This is a genomic window from Parasphingorhabdus sp. (assembly GCF_039982415.1).
Classification (GTDB): Bacteria; Pseudomonadota; Alphaproteobacteria; order Sphingomonadales; family Sphingomonadaceae; genus Parasphingorhabdus.
Genome location: NZ_JBDWYL010000006.1, coordinates 21916 through 41664, shown reverse-complemented (window position 1 = coordinate 41664; position 19749 = coordinate 21916). Strand labels below are relative to the sequence as shown.

Annotated in this window: 13 protein-coding genes; 4 read left to right on the top strand and 9 right to left on the bottom strand. The window is 51.2% G+C overall.

Annotated elements, in window-relative coordinates:
• Positions 1-17: 17 nt before the first annotated feature.
• The 7 genes from ABJU74_RS05910 to ABJU74_RS05880 form a co-directional block, all read right to left on the bottom strand.
• Positions 18-1304 (bottom strand): MFS transporter, encoded by a 1287-nt coding sequence (locus ABJU74_RS05910; protein WP_348383967.1) that lies wholly within the window; start codon positions 1302-1304, stop codon positions 18-20.
• Positions 1301-1675 carry a cupin domain-containing protein gene (locus ABJU74_RS05905; protein WP_348383968.1) on the bottom strand — a complete coding sequence of 125 codons (375 nt, stop codon included), beginning with the start codon at positions 1673-1675 and terminating at the stop codon, positions 1301-1303. Before ABJU74_RS05905 ends, ABJU74_RS05910 begins: the two co-directional genes overlap by 4 nt.
• A 1-nt stretch (position 1676) precedes the next feature.
• Entirely contained in the window at positions 1677-3851 is a 2175-nt protein-coding gene (locus tag ABJU74_RS05900; protein WP_348383969.1) for a heparinase II/III family protein, read from the bottom strand.
• Positions 3848-6097, bottom strand: a complete 2250-nt coding sequence (locus tag ABJU74_RS05895; protein WP_348383970.1) for a polysaccharide lyase 6 family protein — start codon at positions 6095-6097, stop codon at positions 3848-3850. The genes ABJU74_RS05900 and ABJU74_RS05895 overlap by 4 nt, the downstream gene beginning before the upstream one ends.
• 228 nt (positions 6098-6325) lie before the next feature.
• Entirely contained in the window at positions 6326-9370 is a 3045-nt protein-coding gene (locus ABJU74_RS05890; RefSeq protein WP_348383971.1) for a TonB-dependent receptor, read from the bottom strand.
• 323 nt (positions 9371-9693) lie between these two features.
• Entirely contained in the window at positions 9694-10434 is a 741-nt protein-coding gene (locus tag ABJU74_RS05885; protein WP_348383972.1) for a FadR/GntR family transcriptional regulator, read from the bottom strand.
• Positions 10435-10583: 149 nt separating this feature from the next.
• Entirely contained in the window at positions 10584-13682 is a 3099-nt protein-coding gene (locus tag ABJU74_RS05880) for a TonB-dependent receptor (RefSeq protein ID WP_348383973.1), read from the bottom strand.
• Positions 13683-14360: 678 nt separating this feature from the next.
• Between ABJU74_RS05880 and ABJU74_RS05875 the strand changes: the two genes are divergently transcribed.
• Positions 14361-15974 carry an AMP-binding protein gene (locus ABJU74_RS05875; RefSeq protein WP_348383974.1) on the top strand — a complete coding sequence of 538 codons (1614 nt, stop codon included), beginning with the start codon at positions 14361-14363 and terminating at the stop codon, positions 15972-15974.
• A gap of 153 nt (positions 15975-16127) precedes the next feature.
• Positions 16128-16973 carry a hypothetical protein gene (locus tag ABJU74_RS05870; RefSeq protein ID WP_348383975.1) on the top strand — a complete coding sequence of 282 codons (846 nt, stop codon included), beginning with the start codon at positions 16128-16130 and terminating at the stop codon, positions 16971-16973.
• A 96-nt stretch (positions 16974-17069) separates the two neighbouring features.
• Here ABJU74_RS05870 and ABJU74_RS05865 read toward each other — a convergent pair whose 3' ends face one another.
• Together ABJU74_RS05865 and ABJU74_RS05860 are read right to left on the bottom strand one after the other, a co-directional pair.
• On the bottom strand, positions 17070-17705 hold the full coding sequence (locus tag ABJU74_RS05865; RefSeq protein WP_348383976.1) for a PEPxxWA-CTERM sorting domain-containing protein: 636 nt from the start codon (positions 17703-17705) through the stop codon (positions 17070-17072).
• 109 nt (positions 17706-17814) lie between these two features.
• Positions 17815-18123: a hypothetical protein gene (locus tag ABJU74_RS05860; RefSeq protein WP_348383977.1), complete on the bottom strand. Its 309-nt coding sequence runs from the start codon at positions 18121-18123 to the stop codon at positions 17815-17817.
• 274 nt (positions 18124-18397) lie between these two features.
• On the opposite strand from ABJU74_RS05860, the gene ABJU74_RS05855 reads away from it, so the two are divergent.
• Both ABJU74_RS05855 and ABJU74_RS05850 read left to right on the top strand, forming a co-directional pair.
• The gene (locus ABJU74_RS05855) at positions 18398-18847 is read left to right on the top strand and encodes an SDR family NAD(P)-dependent oxidoreductase (RefSeq protein ID WP_348383978.1); all 450 of its coding nucleotides are present in this window, start codon (positions 18398-18400) and stop codon (positions 18845-18847) included.
• A gap of 215 nt (positions 18848-19062) precedes the next feature.
• On the top strand, positions 19063-19674 hold the full coding sequence (locus tag ABJU74_RS05850) for an EF-hand domain-containing protein (RefSeq protein ID WP_348383979.1): 612 nt from the start codon (positions 19063-19065) through the stop codon (positions 19672-19674).
• Positions 19675-19749: the final 75 nt, after the last annotated feature.

Below are 19749 nucleotides of genomic sequence, written 5' to 3'. Positions count from 1 at the left end.
TATGAATGGTTGAGATATTAAGCGGATTTGGCTTTCAGCGGTTTGATATCGGTGCAGAAAACCAAAACCGACAAAACGGTTAAAATGGCGAGAGCAGCGCCGACCACAAAGGCAGGCGTATAGCTGTTGACGGTAATGATCGGGATCAGGAAGTTGAGTCCAACGACGGCCAATTTGGCAGCGGTTCCGGCAAAGCCCGCCAGCGATCCGACGGACTGTCCGCTGTAAAAATCGCTCGGCAAGGTTTGGATGTTACCAACCGCTGTCTGGAAGCCGAAGAGTATCGCTGCCATCAGCAGGACCGCAACCAATGGCGTAGCGGCTTGGGTGGTCATGAGCAATGAAACCAGCATGATCAATCCGCCCAGACTGATGACCGATTTGCGGGTCTTGTTGACCGTCCAACCGGCTTTTATGCGGTTTTGGGCGAGCAGTCCGCCAAACCATGCTCCAAACATTGCGCCGACATAAGGCACCCAGGCATAAAGCCCGATTTCTTTGACGCCAAAGCCATATGTTTCATTGAGATAGAGCGGCAACCAGCCAACAAAAAGCCACCAGATAGGATCCAGGAAGAAGGAGGCCATGATGACGCCCCAACTTTCCTTGCGTGATAGAATCTCTTTGGAATTGGGAGCGTAATCCGCAATTTCACCCGATTCTTCGTTGCGTTGACCGGTGAGAATATATTGGCGCTCTTCTTCCGATACCCACGGATGCGTATCTGGTCCGGATTTATAGATGATCAACCATGGAATTAGCCAGAGAAAGCCAAGCGCGCCCACGGCGATAAATGTTGCCTGCCAAGTGCCCAGAAAGACGAACAGATAGGCAATAATGGGCGCGGAAACAATGCCGCCAATGGCAGCACCAGAGTTAAAGATGCCCTGCGCAAGAGCCCGCTCATTAATTGGGAACCATTCCGCATTGGCTTTGGTCGCACCGGGCCAGTTTCCGGCTTCCGATACGCCCAAAATGACTCGGAAGATCGCAAAACTGGTGAGTCCGTTTGCCACCGCATGGAGCATGGTGGCAGCGGACCAGACCACGATGGAAAGAACAAAGCCCAACCGGGTTCCAATCCAATCGAAAATCTTGCCGAATAATGTCTGACCAAAGGCGTAGGCAAAGGTGAAAACATTGAGAATGATCGCATAGTCTGTTTTGGACAAGCCAAGATCATCGGAAATTTCTGGCCACAGGAAGCCCAGTGCGCCGCGGTCGATATAATTGATGATCGTGGCTATCGCGACCAGCGTGACTATGGCCCAGCGAAATTTTCCAACTTTCAATACAGCGCTCATGACTTATCCCCCACAGCCAAAAAATCTTCCCGTACCGGATTGAATATGTCGAGCAGAGATCCTGCAACAATGCAGCTAATCCCATGATCGGTATCCGGTGTGATGGTAACGCTATCGCCCGCAACCAAATCCCGTTCCTGACCGCCCATCATTGCCCGGAAATGGCCGGATTCGATATAGCTGATTTGGCTGTGAGGATGCTGGTGAACCGTGCCGGATATCCCGGAATCAAACCACAATCTGCACAGCATAAGATCCGGACCATAGGCCAATATTTGCCGTTTGATTCCCGGTTCCAACGTTTCGATATCCGCATCGGCGCCGTGAACGAATGTTTCGCTTTGGCGCTCCTTTATAGCTGCATCGCTCATTTCACTCTCCTGCCAACTGCAAATGAGCGGCAAAGCCCATCCAGCTGATTTTTTGGCCCGCTATCGTGGCCTTATGTTTTTTGTCTGCGTCTGGATCATAAGAAATGGCCAGCACCGATTGCGCGCCTGCCAAGGTTTCGATCAGCAACAAGTCTTTTTCGCCATCTTCGACATGTTGGATCGTCTTGACCTGACTGTCGCTGCGGGTGGTGCGTTCAGCAGCGCCATCATAACGCCCATGGGCTTCCAAAATGCTGGCAAAGACAATGTCTTTGGCATTTTTCACGCGGTTGACCAGCATTGGCTCGCGGCGCAGATTGAAATTTGGATCATTGGCGCCGCTTTCCGCCAGAATTGTTTGACTGCCCGTTTGCGGCACCCAACGGGCGGTGTAAAAACGGTCCTTTGAAATCCACGTCAAAAAGGCATTGTCCGGGCTGACCGGTTTGCCTGTGCCATCGATCCAGATATGCTGATAGCCATTGGCTTCACCCAAAACAGGGCGATCCGCGACGTGAGAGGCCAAGTCAAAGCCGACCCGCATGATATGGCCATTATAGTGAAGCGGGAGATCATATTGATGATCTTCTTCTGCCGCGACGCGCATCACATCGACCACCAACGGCTGGTCTAAGCCTTTAACCTCTAACAAGGCCATGGTCCGCGTAAAATCAACACCCGGATAAGCATCAGCCATTTTTGCGCTGCTGATTTGACTGCCCATTTCGCCGGAGAAATAGAGCTGCTCTGGTGCGCGCTTGTCGGCTGCTTTTCTGTCGCCGTTAAAGTGACTTTTCTCATCAACGACGAGGCTGTTATGAGCAATTGTCTGTTTGGCCCAGCTTTCATTTTCGGGCAGATACCGCCCGCCTTGCTTGGCCTCGATATTCAAAAAGCGTGCGGCGCCATAGTCGCTGACAATTTCCAAACCATTGTCATAATATTGCCAGCTTAGCTTATCAAAATGACCATGGCCCATGCCTTGGGAGCTGTTTTTGGCCACCAGCGCCTGGCCGGTCATACCATCGCCTTTGCGCATGATCGCAACTGCGCCCTGTTTCCCCTCCGGTCCGTCCGCAAGCAGCAGTGATGCAAAAGGAAAGGGTTTCGCTTTGGCGGACGCTAAATCCTTTGCAACCATGATACCATCATCGGTGAGGACCGTGCGTCCTTGCCACTGAGCGATGGACAGCAGTCCAGGATCCCGGGTCTTGGCATAGCCAACCGCAACGCCATGAAACAGTTCGTCAGTTTTCAGGCTTTTGTCACGAATTGCATCGTTGAACGGGAAGAAATGACCATCATAGGTCAACTGAATTGTGGTGGTCAGCGCCTTGAGCAAAATACCATCGCGATGTTCGAATATTTTGCGCGCGGGGTCATTTTTTTCGATTGCCCCGGCGAAGACGATAAACGGTTTAAGTGCAAAACGTTGGTAATAGGGGCCTTCGGTATAATATCCATCGGGTGAGAATAGCAGTTCGCTTTGACGCAAAAAGCCGGTTTTGCCGCTTTTGTCGAGGCCAAGCAAAGCGACATCAACCAGGTTGCGGTCTCCCAGAACATAGCCGGTCATGCCAACGCCGGCTGTCGCCCAAGTGGCATGATTATGGATTTTGCTGAACGTGACGGCCGAACCGGTGGACAGAAACGCCGCCGCTTTGCGGAACAGATTATCATCGATATTCTGGCGATCAGCGGCAGACAGGCTATCGCGAATAGCCTCATATCCCTGGATACTGTCGACCATCCACATAGCATCATTGAGCACTTGCCAGAACAGGCGGCCTGAACTTTGGCTGTTTTTACGCGCCGGATGCTCTCCCAATGTCGGATAAAGGGCAGCATAAGCAAGCAATATATCGCGCGCATAGTCGGCATATTTTTGTTCACCGGTCAGTTTGTACAACTGGCCTGCTTGGTAAATTATCTTGAAATTTTGCTTATGTTGTTCGTGCGTATAGCCCCCACCTGGATCCTTGGGTACGGGCACCACGACGCCGATTTTCATCATCTCATCGACAAAGGAGCGAGACCGATCCAATTCCTGTTGGAACAATGGCGCATAATTTTGAACCGCGGCAGCAGAATCGCTATGGGAGTATTGGGACGACTCTGCCACCGCGGCAGAAGATGTAGCCCCCAAGAGCGCAATCGCTAGGATTTTACCGCTCATGGTTTTGCTACACCTTTGAAATGATTGCCCGACAAGATGGCGCGATGAGCACCATCAAAATTCAGTTCTTCCAAAATCGGCTCGGGCATATTTTGCGCCATGTTTTTGGCGATCCGGGTTTGCGGCCGGCCCACGGTATGGACGACTTTAATTGGTGCCGCATTGAGGAAATTATTATTGCTGATTTCAGTATGCTGAACCCCGTGCAAAATCATCGACGCCCCTGAAATATTATTCTTGCTTCGGCCGACATTCATAAAGTTAGAATGGGTCAAGGAAAAATGAGGGCCAAAAGTGCTTTCGTCTCGGCCGCCCCGATAGATATTGAATATTTCGCCGCCAATATCGACGAAATTAGATCCCGATATGTCGACATATTCAGCATTATACTGGCCATAATCTTCGGTTTCCGCCGCGGCCTGCAAAATTGATCCGGAGATATTTTTAAAGTTGCTATTGGCGATGTGGATGCGGTCCGCGAGAGCGCTTTTGCCCAGTGTGATGACATGAAACGACCGGTTTACATCCAAATTGGCGATATTCACTCGGTCCAGTTCAATGACAAAATTCGACTGGATGGGGAAAATAGTAGTGCGAATAACCGCATTGCCGACGGAATCGGGTGCCATATCTCCATCTATGGTGAGGCTGCTTAGCCGCAAGCTGCCCCCTTGTTTAATTTCGATCAAAGAAGGCCGAGCAAAGCTGACTTTGGCAACGGCATCTTTGGGCCCCTCTAGGGAAACCGCTTTATCCAATGGCAAAACCTTGTTCACCAGATAGTCGCCGGCGCTTAGGATCAAGCGATCCCCGTCACCGGCTGCTGCAAATGCAGCCGTCAAGCTGTCTTCGCCGGGCGCGACATTTATGGCTTTTCCGCTATTGAACCGGTCACCGGCCATCGGCTTGGGATACCAATTCACGCCCACTTTATCGCGGGTAAGCGGTTTGAGATCCCGTGAAGCGCCGATATTTTTGCCTTCCGGATAGAGCAGGCCATTTTCGGCACGGACCAAATTGAGTTTCTCGGCTTCTATTCCCGCTACGGGCTGTTCTATATTACCGTTGGTCAGAATATTGTGAGCAAATTTAATCCCCCCAATATCATCCTGGATTTTGACAAAAGATCCTTCGTTCAAACCGCCCAGAAGATTATTCTCGAAGCGGCTATTAACCGGCACGGCGGATCGTTCCGCATCGGCGCCGGCATTGAACGTGATCCGACCGCTATCGACCACGCTGTTATTCTCGATAATCGCGTTATCGACTTGAACATAGCGGTTTACCGGTGAATTGGGCACGCCGTTCATGACCGTTAATGCGCTGGCAAATCCAGTGCCGCGCAGGCTCTCCATATAATTGTTACGGATTGTCTGATTGCGATTGATGACCCGAATACCGCCCGTATGTGCCTTGCCGCCGCCGAGGAAAATATTATTCTCCACCAACGTGCCATCACCGTGACGAAAAACCAAGGCGCCGCGGGATTGATAGAAGAGATTGCCGCGGAAAATATTGCTTCCGGATTTGGAGGAAATTATTTCCACCTCGCCATCACAGCGATCAAAATAGTTATTTTCGACCAAGGTGTTCGAATTGAACATTGAATATTTGCTGGTTCCAATCCGCAACGTCTCCCCGCCATTGGATCCCAGTACCGGGCGCGGGCCGAAATAATTATGGTCAATACGGTGGAAATTTTCCTGACTCTCTTTGGAATCGAGCCGCACAGCGAAGGTCACGCCCTTATTGGTTTTGCCCACGAGATGATTGTGATCAAAACGATTTTTCTGGCCGTACATGCCAACCCAATAATCGCTTTCATAGCGATCCGGTTTGCTGAAATGGTCAATCACAACATTGGTGACGCGGCTATGGGAGGCGAGATCTTTTTTGGAGCGCCGAAAGGAGATGACTTCGCCGGTCGGACTAAAGCCATTTTTGAAGACCAGGCCAGCGACGACCATATATTGTCCGCCAATGCGCAAATTGGACTGACCGGACAGGATGACTTTGCCCACATTTTGCGGCCGCAAGGTAATGGGTTTTTTCTCAGTTCCCGCGCCTGAGAATTTTATCTCAAAATCTTGCCAGACGCCATTGGCCAGGACAATCGTGTCGCCGGCTTCCAGTTTTTTCTCAGCGGCAAAATAATCCTGCTGGGTTTTGACAAAATAGGTTTCCGCACAGGCCGGATATGCGGCTGTGGAAAATATTGCGGCAAGCAGGCTTAGCCTGATCATCATCCCCGGAAATCCTCTCTTTTTCTATAACGGGCGTATCTGCCACCCGAGAAATTGTCAACCAATTTATATTACCAAAATACCATACCAATTTTAAGACGTCTTGATGGGCCGTAAAACCAAAAACGGCGCAGCAGGTTCAAGCTCCCGCTGCGCCATCCCCCTTTGGAGTTCTGGAATATGCCACTCTCGCGCCTCGGAAGGCGCAAGAGCAAAGAAGCGAAACCGTGATCAGAAGCTCAAGGTTGCGCCAAATGTGATTCTCCGGTCAGGCAGACCCTGGAAGCACAGTTGCGCGCCGCTGTTGACACAAGATTGCGTAATCTCGTCTTTCATCAGGTTTACGCCTTCAACACCGATATTGAGATAGTCCGTCACATCGTAGGTGATGCTGGCGTTGAGCTGCCCTCTGGATTCGGTCACGGTTGGGAAGCCAAGCGTACTGTTCAAAGACGCGCCACCGGCTGTATCCAATGTACGGAAAGCATCCCGCCATGTGTAGCGTGCCCGGGCCGACAGACCAAATTTTTCATAATATAGCGTGACGTTATACGCATGGGGCGAAAAGTCGAGCAGCCCTTGAACCGCGGTAACCGGTACCGTGATATTCGGGTTAATCGCCTGGAAGATATCTTCACCACGACCGGAGTTTTCGTTGGTGGCTTCGCCGCCGCCGAAATCCTGATAGGTATAGTTGGCGATGATACCAAAGCCGGACGCAAAGCCGAGCGTATCCTCAAATTGCGAGAGATCATATTGGAACGCCACTTCGATCCCGGTTTGCGTTGTGTTCGCCGTGTCGTTGATGATCGTTTGCAGCGGAACACACAGGCCATTGCCAGGAACGTTGGACAACACATTGCGATCCGGGACCGGGTTGAAAATGCCGCCGCCCTCACAAGGATCGGTAATATCCCGGAAGCCATTGGCATCTTCCAGCGCATCTTCAACCTGTGTCACGAATAAATTGGTCCGTTTCTTGTGGAAGAAACCCACGCTCAGGACGGAAGATGGAGCAAAATACCAAGACAAGGACGCGTCAAACGATTGGACGGTTTCTGGAGCAAGATTGGGATTGCCCAGAGCCACGGCATTATTGGGCCCAGTAGGGAAGGTCACAGAAAGCGACAAATCGTTGAAATCGGGACGATTAATATCTTCGCCATAGCTGGCCCGCAAAACAATATCATCCGTGAGATCAGCCACGACGTTCACCCGTGGGAGAAACTCCTGATAACTGCCGCGCGAAGTAACAGGCGACACTACGCCATTCGCGACATTGTTACCGAAGGATTGAATCGTGGTGCTGACCCAGCGCAAACCGATATTACCGCGAACTGGGCCGGTTTCGAAATTCAATTGGCCATAGACAGAGTTGGTTGTCTCATCGACCGCGAAGGATGATGCCAGATTGCTCGCTGCATTGGGATCAAGGTCGCTCAGCAAACGTCCGCCGCCGGCAATGGCGGCTTGGCCGCCAGGGGTAGAGTCAAGCGCACCCTGGAGCGTAGCGAATACCGCGTCCCGATCCGAAAAAGACCGGTTGGGATCGACCAGAAGAAAGTTGCGAAACGCCAATTCCCGGCCATCAAATTCACCGAAATTATCTGGTCCGGGCACGAGCAGGTCAGCAAACAAGGCCCCGCTTGGACTATTGGCAATAGCACCGGTACCAAAGGTAGAACGCAACTGACTGAAATCGGTTGAGAGTTTGTTATAGCGATAGCCCCAGTCGAAAGACGTAATGAATGGGGTCAAATCTTCCGTATCCAGCGACATGTCGAGACGGAAAGCATTTTCGGCATTTTCCGTCCGATTGTTGCTGGCCGTCACCGCATCCAGCACAGTGTTGTTGGGATCAAGAAGCTGATCGATTGTCGGTGCGAATGGAGAGTCGAAATCAATACCAAAAGTCAGTGCACCGCCGGAAAGATCGTAACGGAAAGGCACACTATTGTCGTTGCTGCTGCCATCTAATGGCGTCAACGCGTTGGGATTGATAAAGTTTAAAGTGGTGCTCAAATTCGGGTTGGTCGTCGTCGATGTCGCCCGAGACGCTTCGGCCCTGACGAAAAAGCGACCGCTTTCCCATTCCCCGCCGAGCCGATAGACTTGACTGTCGGTGACACGCGCACCGGTATCGCTAGAGAAACGCAAGTTAGGATCATCATCATCAACCGCCAGATTGGGCTGGATGGTACCGACCAAAGCGGCTTCGATGCTTCCCAGGTTTACGCCATCGAGCGAACCATAATTGACGGTTTCAAACTGATCAGGAACATTGTTGAAGCGCAGCGCACTGACGCCTGACGCTTGAATACGAGAACTGTCTTGGCGGCGTTCTTGATCGCTTATAATCGCATCAAAAAATATCTTACTATTGTCTGATGGCGCCCATTCGATGGTACCGGCAAAGTTGATTGTTTCAAATTCGAAATTTTCCAATTCTTGGTTCAAGAACTGAATACCCAGATAATCGAAATTCGGTCCCGGCGCGCCTGCTGCCGTAACGCTTGTTCCGGTTAACACCACCCGATCGCGATCGACCCGTGGACGGAAAGACGTTGCTTCCTGTTCGGCGTAGCTGCCGCTCAAAACAATACCAATTTCACCAATACCGGTGTCCCAAACATCACCAAAGCTAGCAGAAATTCTGGGCTTAATGCTGTCGGACAATTCGCTATATTCGCCTTGTGCGCGAACGCTCAAAATTTGATCGGTAATGTCGAGCGGGCGGATCGTCCGCAGATTGATCGTACCGCCGACTGCACCTTCAATGGTTTTGGCTTCCGGCGCCTTGATGACTTCGACCGACGAGATAATCGCGGCGTTAATATCCTCGAAATTTATCCCGCCCCGTCCGGTTCCAGATCCCAAGGTCGAGATATCATTAATGGCTGTACGATTGTCATTGGTACCGCGAATTTGGACGCCTGTACCAACACCAGCGGTCCGCGTAATCTGAACACCGGTGACATTCTCTAGAACCTCGGCAAGGTTTTGATCGGGCAATTTACCAATATCTTCTGCCTGAATGACTTCGATCAGACTGTCGGCTTCCCGTTTCTCCGCAAGTGCACTCGCGAGCGAGCTGCGAATACCCGAAACAATGATGACATTTTCATTATCATCTTCCGCCTCAACCGATTCGGCAGGTTGGGTATTTTGTGCATGGGCGGGAACGGCGGCTATCGATAACGCTGTTCCTGCTAGTAACAATGTTGAAAATTTTCCGCGAATAGCGCTGTTGCGCACGCCCGATGATGCCTTGATCATAAAATTCCTCCCTAAGTTTTTTGTTATTTTTTTGAAAATTGGCGTGGCATGACAATAATGTCAACCCCTAAGCTACACCTATATGGTATTTAATATCATACCAATTACATAAACCAATAAAAATTGCTGAATTTCAGCTATTTAACGATGGACGTTTCGCGCAAGCATCGATCACAGGCTCAATAAATTGCGATTGTGTAACATTTTTGCGACAGATTTAGAGCGCGATCCGGTTTGTAATTCGGGCTGCGGTCGTTGGACTCAGGGGTGGTAATGCAAATTTTGCAGCTGCGATGTGTGGGCAAGGCCAGAGGCCCGCCGGATCAACCCATCCGGGCGACGTCCAAAAAGCGCTCACGGCTTTCAAGCGCGCGCTTTTGCACAGCGCGCAAGGCTTCTTGTTCCGAGGCATCCAGCATGGATCCAATCAGCCGCAGGAAATGCTCGCGCATAGCGTGCCGGGCTGCGTCGGGATTGCGAGCTTTTAGGGCACTTAAAATGGCCTGATGCTCTTTCGCTCGCGCAGCGGCGTCTTCTTCGCACACGGCATCATAACTATGTTTCACTTCAGGCAATTCTTCGCGCATCCGCCAAAGCGACTCGATCGCGTGGACCATCGCTCCATTGCCGGAAGACCGGGCGATCATGGCGTGAAATTCACGATCTGCGGCAAGCGATGTTTCTTCATCGCTATTGCCCATGGTTTCGATCAAATCATCGAGCTTCTTGAGATTTTCATCGGAGATAATCTTGGCAGCCAAAGCGGCGGCCTCGGCCTCGATCAATGACCGCGCTTCGGTAACTTCGAAAGCGCTCACTTCAGGCAACTGACCAGGCTGCAGCGGTTGGTCTTCGCTGACATATACGCCAGAGCCGGTTTTAATTTCGATATGGCCGACAGCTTGCAAGGCAATTTCCGCTTCGCGGATCGTCACACGGCTAACATCAAAACGTTCTGCCAGTTCACGTTCGCCAGGCAAACGAGTCCCCGGAGGGAAAACACCTTCATCAATTAATTGCCTGATTTCCTCAGCAACGCGGTGATAAAGTCTCTGTTCGGCCATATGCTTGTGAACTCCGTTCCATCTAATTGCGATCGCTTTTTCAACTATCTAGCGCAATCCCCTATAAATTGTCGACCAATTTGGTCTGTCAATAATGATGATATTGGTGCGACCGGTTTGCACCCCGGTCGCACCGCATAATTTAGGACCTAGAATTTAAAGCGAACACCGGCAAAATAGCGAGGGCCATAAACCTGGATCGCGCCAAAATCATCTGGTGCCCCGCGGAAATTGGTCCGTGGTTCGTTAAACAGATTAATGCCTTCCAGGGTGAATTTCACATTGCGGGTCAGATCGTAAGAAATGCGCGCTTCAAACACTCCGACATTATCCACATAACGAACGCGGCCCGGTGTCGAAACAAATTGTTGGAAATAGTTGCTGCGATATTTGTAGACCCCTTGGAAATCAAAATCACCAATTTCATAGTAGAGCTGGGCCGACAGAACATGTTTCGAGAATCCGAACAGATTTGAAGGAGGAATGAGTCCATTGCTGGCCGATGTGGTGCCATCGGCATTGACGGTGGTGATTGCTCCCAGAGTGTCATCCTCAAATTCGAAATTGGAATCGGCATAGTTATAGCTCAACTTAAAGCCCAAACCATCCAGCGGTTTCGGCAAATAGCTGAAACGATGGGCTGCGGTAATTTCAACACCAAAGATGGTACTTGTATCATCGCTGGTTTGCGTCGTGGTCACCAATGTTTGCAAATCTTGACCGTCTACGGTGAAAATTTCATTCTGACCGACCGTCTCAAAGCCGCCGTTAAAGCTCTTATAATAGGCGTTGACGGCAAGGATCGTGTCTTCATTGGGATACCATTCGATCCCGGCATCGACATTCCATGACAAAAGCGGTTCGGTGAAAGGATTGCCGGTCGCATTGGCCGTACCAATAGCATCCGCAACCGATGTGACCGTGTCATCTGCAAGTGCATTAAAGGTTCGGCCGAAGCTGAGACTGGATGGGTCAGGCCGAGACAGTGCGCGATAAATGGCGAAGCGCCCTTGCAAATCTGGTTGGAAGTCCGCCACGAAATTCAGGCTGGGGAGGAATTCTGTGTAGGAATTACCACCCGATACAGCGACCAGCGAACTGGTGTCTTCGGTGACAATCAGCTCCCCGTTCGCGTTAAATGAAGCGGATAATGTGCCCCGGAAACCGGTTGAGCGCACGTCAGTGTTGATGACCCGCAAGCCGATATTCCCGCGCACCGGTGTGCTGCCCCAATCTCCGTTAAAATTGGCCTGTAAATAGCCAGCCCAGGTTTTTTCGGTGAGATCGGTATTCTGGATGGAGTCAAAGTCGCCCGTTGGGAAAATGACATTGCCATCGGAATCAAATTCGAGACCAGATGGATCCTCGCGTTCGAGAACCTGCGCAATACAGCGCGCATCAAATGTCGCAAATGTATTGGATGTGCTGATCACATTACCCGCATCGTCCAAGTTGGTAATCAGAGGATTGCCGCCGGATACGGAAGACAGAAAGCCGCTTTCTGGGAAATTGGTGCGACATTCCTGATTGGCAATAAATAGGGCGCCAGAACCATCTGTATCATTATAGGTATTCTCAAACCGGCTCGTGCCGTTTGAGGCGCCTGGCACATCCCGATATTCCAGTTCCTGGAAGCGGATCCCGGCTTGTACGGAAGATAGAAAGCCATCAAACTCATATTCGGCATCGCCGCGCAGAGCCCATACGCTGTTATAGCGATCTTGCTCAAGATCAGCACGCAATCTGGGGTCATTGGCAAAAAGCGTATGATCGGTAACATCGAAATTCTGGGTGAAGAAGTTCAGAGCTTGCGAACCATTTTGACGAATTTGAACCGCGGTCTCGATCCGGTCATTGGTGGAACTGCCATCGCTTTCGAAAGCATTGGGAAAAAACGGATCTCCGTTTGCATCCGTATTGCCAAAAATGGACTCATTATCTTCGGTGCGGAAGCGAATTTGTACAGCTTCTTCAATCCGTTGGGTTTGCGAATAGGAGGCATCAAAGGACAGTTTGAGCCGGTCACTGGCTTGCACATCAATCGCCAAGCCGCCGCCATAATATTCCTCATCACGTTCAAGATATTCACTCACTGCTTCGATCCGCTGTTCACCGGTGAACTGGCGCAACGCACCCGTTTCCGTGAAAATCAGGTCGAGGTCGATACGATTGGGGTCGCCTGGACCGTCAATCCGCCGGCCTTCAGCAAAGTTGAGATCGCTGCGCTGTTCCCGAAACAAGCGTTTCGAATATTGGAAGTCGGCATTGATATTTACATCCGGGCTCGGCTTGAACTGGATCGCGCCAAAGAAAGAATCGCGGGTATCATCGGTAATGTTGGAACGCAGGGCATAGCTGTTGCGCGCTATGACAAAATCATCGGTAATTGATCCATCCCGCAAGCCGGCAATAGTGGTACCACTGGTGTCGCAATTGCCATCATCAAAAACACCGTCGCTGGTGGTTGTCGGATCGAGCACACAGGCCCGAATAGTGTTCGAGACATTGGCTTCTTGTTCTGGATTGGTGGTTTTATTGCGTGAATAGCCAAGAGAAATGCCAAGCTCTGCACCGCCAATTTCAAATTGATCAATATAGCTGACGGTCGCGCGATATCCGAATTTCTGGAACCGCTGATCTGAATCAATATCGAGATTGTCGGGATTGGCGTTAAGTTTGAAATTCCCTTGGAAACGCCGTTTGCCATAATCTAGTGGCCGGACAGTTTCGAGCGCAATTTGGCCGGCTACACCGCCTTCAATATAGCTCGCAGCCTGAGTTTTATAGATGCCGATTTTGTTGAACAATTCGGATGGAAATTGGCTGAAATTGACGGAACGATCGCCGCTACCATTGGTCGCGATACGTCCGTTAATGACGGTCGATCCGAGAAAAGGCCCGAGACCACGAATGGAAATTTCAGTCGCACCGCCTTGCTCGCGATGGGAGCCGGCTCCGGTCAATGTTTCAAGCGCTTCGCCAATGGACAAAGCGGGCAGATCGCCAATTTCTTCCGCCGACAAGGCATCGAACACTTCGGTGGCAATGCGTTTCTCTTCGATAGAATTTTGAATGGTGCCGCGAATACCGGAAACGACAATAGTATTGTCTTCTTCTACGGCCGCCGGTTGCTCTTGCTCTTGAGCGAAGGCAGGCATGGACAAGGCTGCTGTCGCGCAACCGGTCAATAAAATTTTGGTGATAGAAGCGCGCTGTATCTTGCGAGCGCCAGCATAATGGCAAAGCATCCTAATTCTCCCTGGTTTATTTTTATGGGGAGGGGAATGGAGATTGATTAGCGTAGTGTCAACCTTTTATGCATGCCAAAGTGGATTAAATCATCATACCAATTATATATACCTAATTAATGAGAGCGGTTTCGCAGTCCGAACGGCGCCTCTGGCTGAAGCCTTAAGTCGGTGCGATCAGGAGATGTAAATAGGTGCAGAATTTGGGCTTCTTCTTTGGGCCGTGCCGAGATTCTGGTTTTGGTGATCCGGCTAAGCTTTTTCCACCACCAGGATATGAGCAGCGCTAGGCGCGTACATCGTTCCATCGGCTTGATGATAAGCTTCGGTGGCTGCAGATAATTGTGCGATGATTGATTCAATCTGATCATCTTTGAACGAATCGGATGAAGGAAATATTGTGGGCGGGATCGGTACGCGCAGCGGCAAAGGCGATCATCGGCGGCGCAACGTCAATCGCCCGGCGATAAACTCTTCCACAAGCGCCAAAATCTCTCTCCAGATATCAGCAGGCATGAGCCTTCAAACAGACCCTATATCATATTGGTGACGTTGTTGTCCGGACGCCATTAATCGCGCGCAAATGGTCGCGGCGCAGATGATCCCTGCTGCCGGAGCGCGGTTGCTGGACAGGGCCTGTTTGAGCGATTAGCCTGCGCGTCTTTAAGGAGATCGCCTATGTATGATGTTGCGCTGACCGAATCCTATTTTCCAGCGCAAGGCGGGCCCGAACCCCAAGCGATGACCATCGGGGACATGTTGCGCCATTCGGTGAACAAGGCAGCAGACCAGTCGGCCTTGCAGGAACTCACCTATGAAGGCACGATTGAGCGCCGCTGGACTTATGCACAGCTGCTTGCCGATTGTGAGCGTCTCGCCCGAGCCTTGGCCAGCCGGCATGATGAAGGTGCACGGGTAGCGGTTTACGCGAATAATGTCCCGGAATGGGTGTTGCTCGAACTGGCTTGCGGATTGGCCGGAGTCACTTTGGTGACGGTCAATCCAGCCTATCAGAAACGAGAATTAAAATATGTGCTCGAGCAATCGCGCAGCGAGGCTATTTATTATGTCGCCGATTTTCGCGGCAATCCGATGCAGGAAATTGCGGATGCCGTTTGCGATGAAATTCCGGCGATCAAATATCGTATTTTGCTCACCGATCATGCCGCGCTTTATGCAGGGGAAGAGGAGGGTAGCTTGCGTGCACCTAAGCCTGAAGACCCGGTGCAATTGCAATATACATCGGGAACCACCGGCTTTCCGAAAGGCGCGGTCCTCCATCATAATGGACTGGTGCGCAACGGTATTGATACAATGACTCGCGGGGGCATGGAGCCCGGCGATATTTTCGTTCACACCATGCCGCTTTTCCACACAACCGGTTGCGCTATTTTGGTGCTCGGCGGTCTGGGGTGCGGCGGGACGATGTTGCTGGCGCCCATGTTCGATCCCGCGACAATGGCTAAGGTGATCGAAAGCGCGCAGGCAAAATTCATTCTGGGTGTGCCGACCATGTTGGTCGCGTTGATCGAAGAAGTGCGCCAGTCGGGGCAGGACGTGTCGTCGGTTGAACGCATCATGTCCGGCGGGTCAATGGTGGCGCCGCAGCTTTGCCGCGATGCCAAAGCGGTGTTCGATGCACCGATCCAAATCGTATATGGCCAAACCGAAACATCTCCGGTTTTAACCCAGGCTTGGTATGATGACTCGCTGAAAGATCTTACTGAAACCATCGGTCAGCCCGCTGCGCATACCGAAATTTCGATCCGTGACCCGCATAGTAACGCGGTCGTACCTGTCGACCAGCAAGGCGAAATTTGTGCCCGCGCCTATAGCGTGATGCTGGGTTATAATGACAATCCCGAAGCAACAGCTGCCGCCATTGATGCGGATGGCTGGCTTCATACTGGCGATCTCGGGCGTATGGATGCGCGCGGCTATGTCAAGATCACCGGCCGGGTCAAAGAAATGATCATCCGCGGCGGCGAAAATCTGTTTCCTGCTGAAATTGAAAATGCGATGCTCGAACATGAAGCCATTGATGAAGTGGCGGTGGTCGGAATTGCCGATGAAAAATGGGGCGAAGAAGTGGCCTGTTTTTTCCGCAGCGGTTCGAACCAGGTGTTGGATGCAGGGGCGCTAAAAGCGTTTATCCGGGATCGCTTGTCGCCGCAAAAAACGCCGTCCTATTGGATCAGCATAGACGAATGGCCGCTCACCGGTTCTGGCAAAATACAGAAATTCAAACTGGCTGAGGCCTTTGAAGCGGGAAAACATAAGCCTTTGGCCTGAGCGCGCGGAAAAATGTGAGCGCTGTGATCACCTTTGCGCTTGATTCTTTGCCAGACCGCATTAATTTGTCCGGACAAATATAGTCGCGTGATCCGATTGCCATTAAGATCGCCGCTGCTCATCTTATAATCGTGCCAAAAGTGGAGACGGATTTTGAAATATATCATCGCAGCATTGCTCATCGCAGGATCAAGCCTTAGCCCGGCCGCTGCCGTCACTGACGAACGGGCGCAAGCCAATCTTGCTTCGCAATCCTATCAACAAGCGCCAGATGCTTTGCGGACATGGGTAAACGGGCGCGCGGGAACCGGGAAACCGGTACATTGGGTGTCTGATGGTGGGGTTTATGCCTATCCTTCCGGTGAGAAACTTTTTGGCTTGATCGGAATGGATAGTTCCACCGTGATCTGGCCCAAAAATCCGGGCGAAGAGATTGTCCATCTCACCCGCAAAACCTTTGCTTATACCGATAAGGATAGCGGAGAGGTTATTACTGAATATAAGGGCAATAAGGTGAAACCTATTGCCTATCCTTATCAGCTGATCCGCTACCGTTTGGAGAACGATTTGATTTACGGTGATGTCGAACAAGGTGTTGGCGAGCGCAAACAATTTATCAAAGCCAAAAATGGCATACCCTTTCGCAAATTGGGCAATAGCTATTTATATAATGCCTCTGTCTGGTTGGATTTTCCGCTTCCCTCAGGACAGCAATATCAGGCCTGGGAAAATTACGACTTTTTCTTCCATCCGGAAGGCAGCGTCTCAGAACCCCACCAAATGACTTGGCAGCGTTATGGCAAATTGCCGGCATGGGCAGGCGGTCAGATTGTTGTTACCCATTTACAATCCTGGCGTGTGGAACGCCAAGCAGATATTCCCGCACAAATTCTAAACTGGGTGAAAAAAGACAAGCCCCAATGGTTGACCCCACCCAAAGATATGGGTGAGGTCAAAAGTTTGCAGGAAGGGAAAACGGGCCCCGGCTGGAGCGGCTGAGCCCTTCAGACTCTCTCGGTGCCCACCAGAGTCCTATTTCCATTCCTGCTTCGCGGGTGAAGCGAATATGAGAAGCTTTGGGTTACGAGCCTGGTCCTACGCGTAACTCACCTTCACATCGCCTTTGCGCCGCGTACGAAGAGCGCCGCCAATGGCTCCAAAGCCAAAAATCATAAAAGCCCAGGTTGCGGGTTCGGGTACGGCTGCCAATCCGCCAATTTCAAAGGCGGTGGCGACGTCGCAACAATTTTGCCTAGTGTCGAGCGTGACCTTTTCAAAAGCATCCCGGAGATTTTGATTACCGGTCAAAAAGTTAAATCCATCGATGGAATTGGCTGTGCGATCAAAAACGAACAAGGTGCTCACACTACTCGCGGCACCGATGCTATATACCATGCCGGGTTTGAACGTGAATTGCAGCTTGTCGCTCCATTTATAGCTTTCGCCATCATCGATAAAAGCCGTTGTTGCCGAGGTAAACAAATTGGCCCCGGTAACCGCATCAAAGATGAAAAATTTCATTTTGCCGTCCGATGACAGATCGTTGAGAAAGCCGATCCGGCTAATGGTTGTTGCTGTATCGACAGTTAACCGGCCGCTCGGTCCCCCACCGGCGGCACGGTTACTGGTAATACGATTGGCATCGTCATAGTGAAATATCGTCGTCGCCATGGCCGGTGACGCCGATAAAACAGCCATTGACGCTGCGGTTGATATGATGATTTTTTTCATTGGTTACTCCTAAAATATGATCTTGAAAGAAACGAAAAGGGTAAGGGCGGGCTGACTTTTTCAGGCAGCCCGCCGTAGAAGTGCAGGATCACGCGTTGGACATGATTGGTTAAACTGCAGCTGTATTTTTGGTGGGTAAAATGGCGTAGCGCTCGAGCACCCAATGCACATGTTCCCAATAAGCTTTTTTGGTTCGGCCAGACATCCAATTGTCGATCATATCCGCTGATAATTCCGGGGGGTAAGCATGATGCATGGCATGCAACAGACCTCGCGACCCTTTACCGGTTCGGCGTTTTTCCGCTTCGATGCGGTTCAGATCGTCGGCGTTGATTTGATATTTAAAGCGCTTGGTCGCAGGCGCCATTTCTACCGTCTCTATCGCATTGGAATGTGTATAATTGCATGTGTCTGGCATTTCTTTCTCCTTTAACTGTCGGACCCATCCCGTGCCGCGAAGTGCACAGGACCAACAATGCAGCTGGCGTGCCAGAATATGTAAATATATATTTATCAATATGTTGGCTGGTTAATCACATGCTAAGCTTGGAAATATGCCTATTGCAAAATGCGAATTTCTTGCACAATGCGATGGCAAAATGCGAATTTTCGATGATCTGCACCGCAGGATCGAAGAAATTTTGCCGTCGGCCGGATTAGACGATACTGTTACTAAAAAGGGGAGAATAACGATGACATGGCGGATGCAAGGCAAGACTGCGGTGATTACCGGAGGTGCCAGCGGATTGGGATTGGAATTTGCGCGGCGCTATATTGAGGCTGGAATGCATGTCGCCTTGGCGGATCGTAATCGCGACAGTTTGAACGCCGCGGAACAGGAGTTGACCGCATTGGCCGATGCCGACGTTCATATTATGGCCGAGCAATGCGATGTTTCGGATGCCGATCAGATGCAAGAATTTTGCGATGCGGTTTATACCAAATTTGATGCGGTGCATTGTCTGATGAACAATGCTGGTATGGGTTTACCCGTCGGTGCGCCCTGGGAAAGCCGGGACGCTTTGCAAGAAACCATGGCAATAAATCTGGGCGGCGTGATTAACGGTTGCCATTCGTTCATTCCGAAAATGCTCGAAGGCGGGCAATCGGCCAGCCGCATCGCGATGGCACCCGGAATATAAAGATGCTTTTGACGCTTATATGAAAAGCTGATCCGGCGCGCCGCGCGCCGATCTTTTCTCGAACCTGTCCATCCCATGAACGGGAGGGGAGGATTGATACAATTTGCGACAATTTTATCCTATTCTGACAAATTTCAGGGACATATGTCCTCTAGAAGGATGTTCATGGCGATGGAAACATGGCCCCCTGAAATGAACGGATAAGGATGAATGAAATGAAAAAGACACTATTAATTTCGAGCGCAGCGGCTCTTTTGGTTGCGGGCGGTGTTGCCATTGCGGCTCCTGGCGGCGGCAAAGGCATGATGCGCGCCGATGCGAATAATGACAATCAAATCACGCGCGCTGAATTGACCGCTTCTTTGGAAGAGCGCTGGACCAAAATGGATGTGAACCAGGATGGCCAAATTTCCAAAGCCGACCGGGAAGCGCGCAAAGCCAAACGCTTCAGCGAAATGGATAGCAATGGCGATGGCGGCGTTTCGCAGGCTGAAATGGAAGCCTATCGGGCGCAACGCAAAGCCGAGCGCTTTGCCAAAGCCGATGTCGATGGCAATGGCACGTTGAGCCAAGAAGAAATGCAGGCGATGCGCGGTAAACGCGGTGGCAAACGGGGCGGCAAACGCGGCGGCAAGGGCCGTCATGGCAAAATGTTGCAGCGCGCCGACACAAATGGTGATCAAATGGTCAGCAAGGCCGAATTTGAAGCGGCCGCATTGGCCCGGTTTGAAAAGATCGACAGCAACAGCGATGGTGTTGTGACCGCTGAAGAACGCCAAGCCGCCCGCGAAGCGCGCCGCGGCGGACGGAATAAAAGAGGCGGTTAATCCCTGAACCGCTTTTTTGTGAACGGATCACCGGCAAGCTCTCTCCCCCTTTTGGTCGCCGGTGGTCCGTTCCTT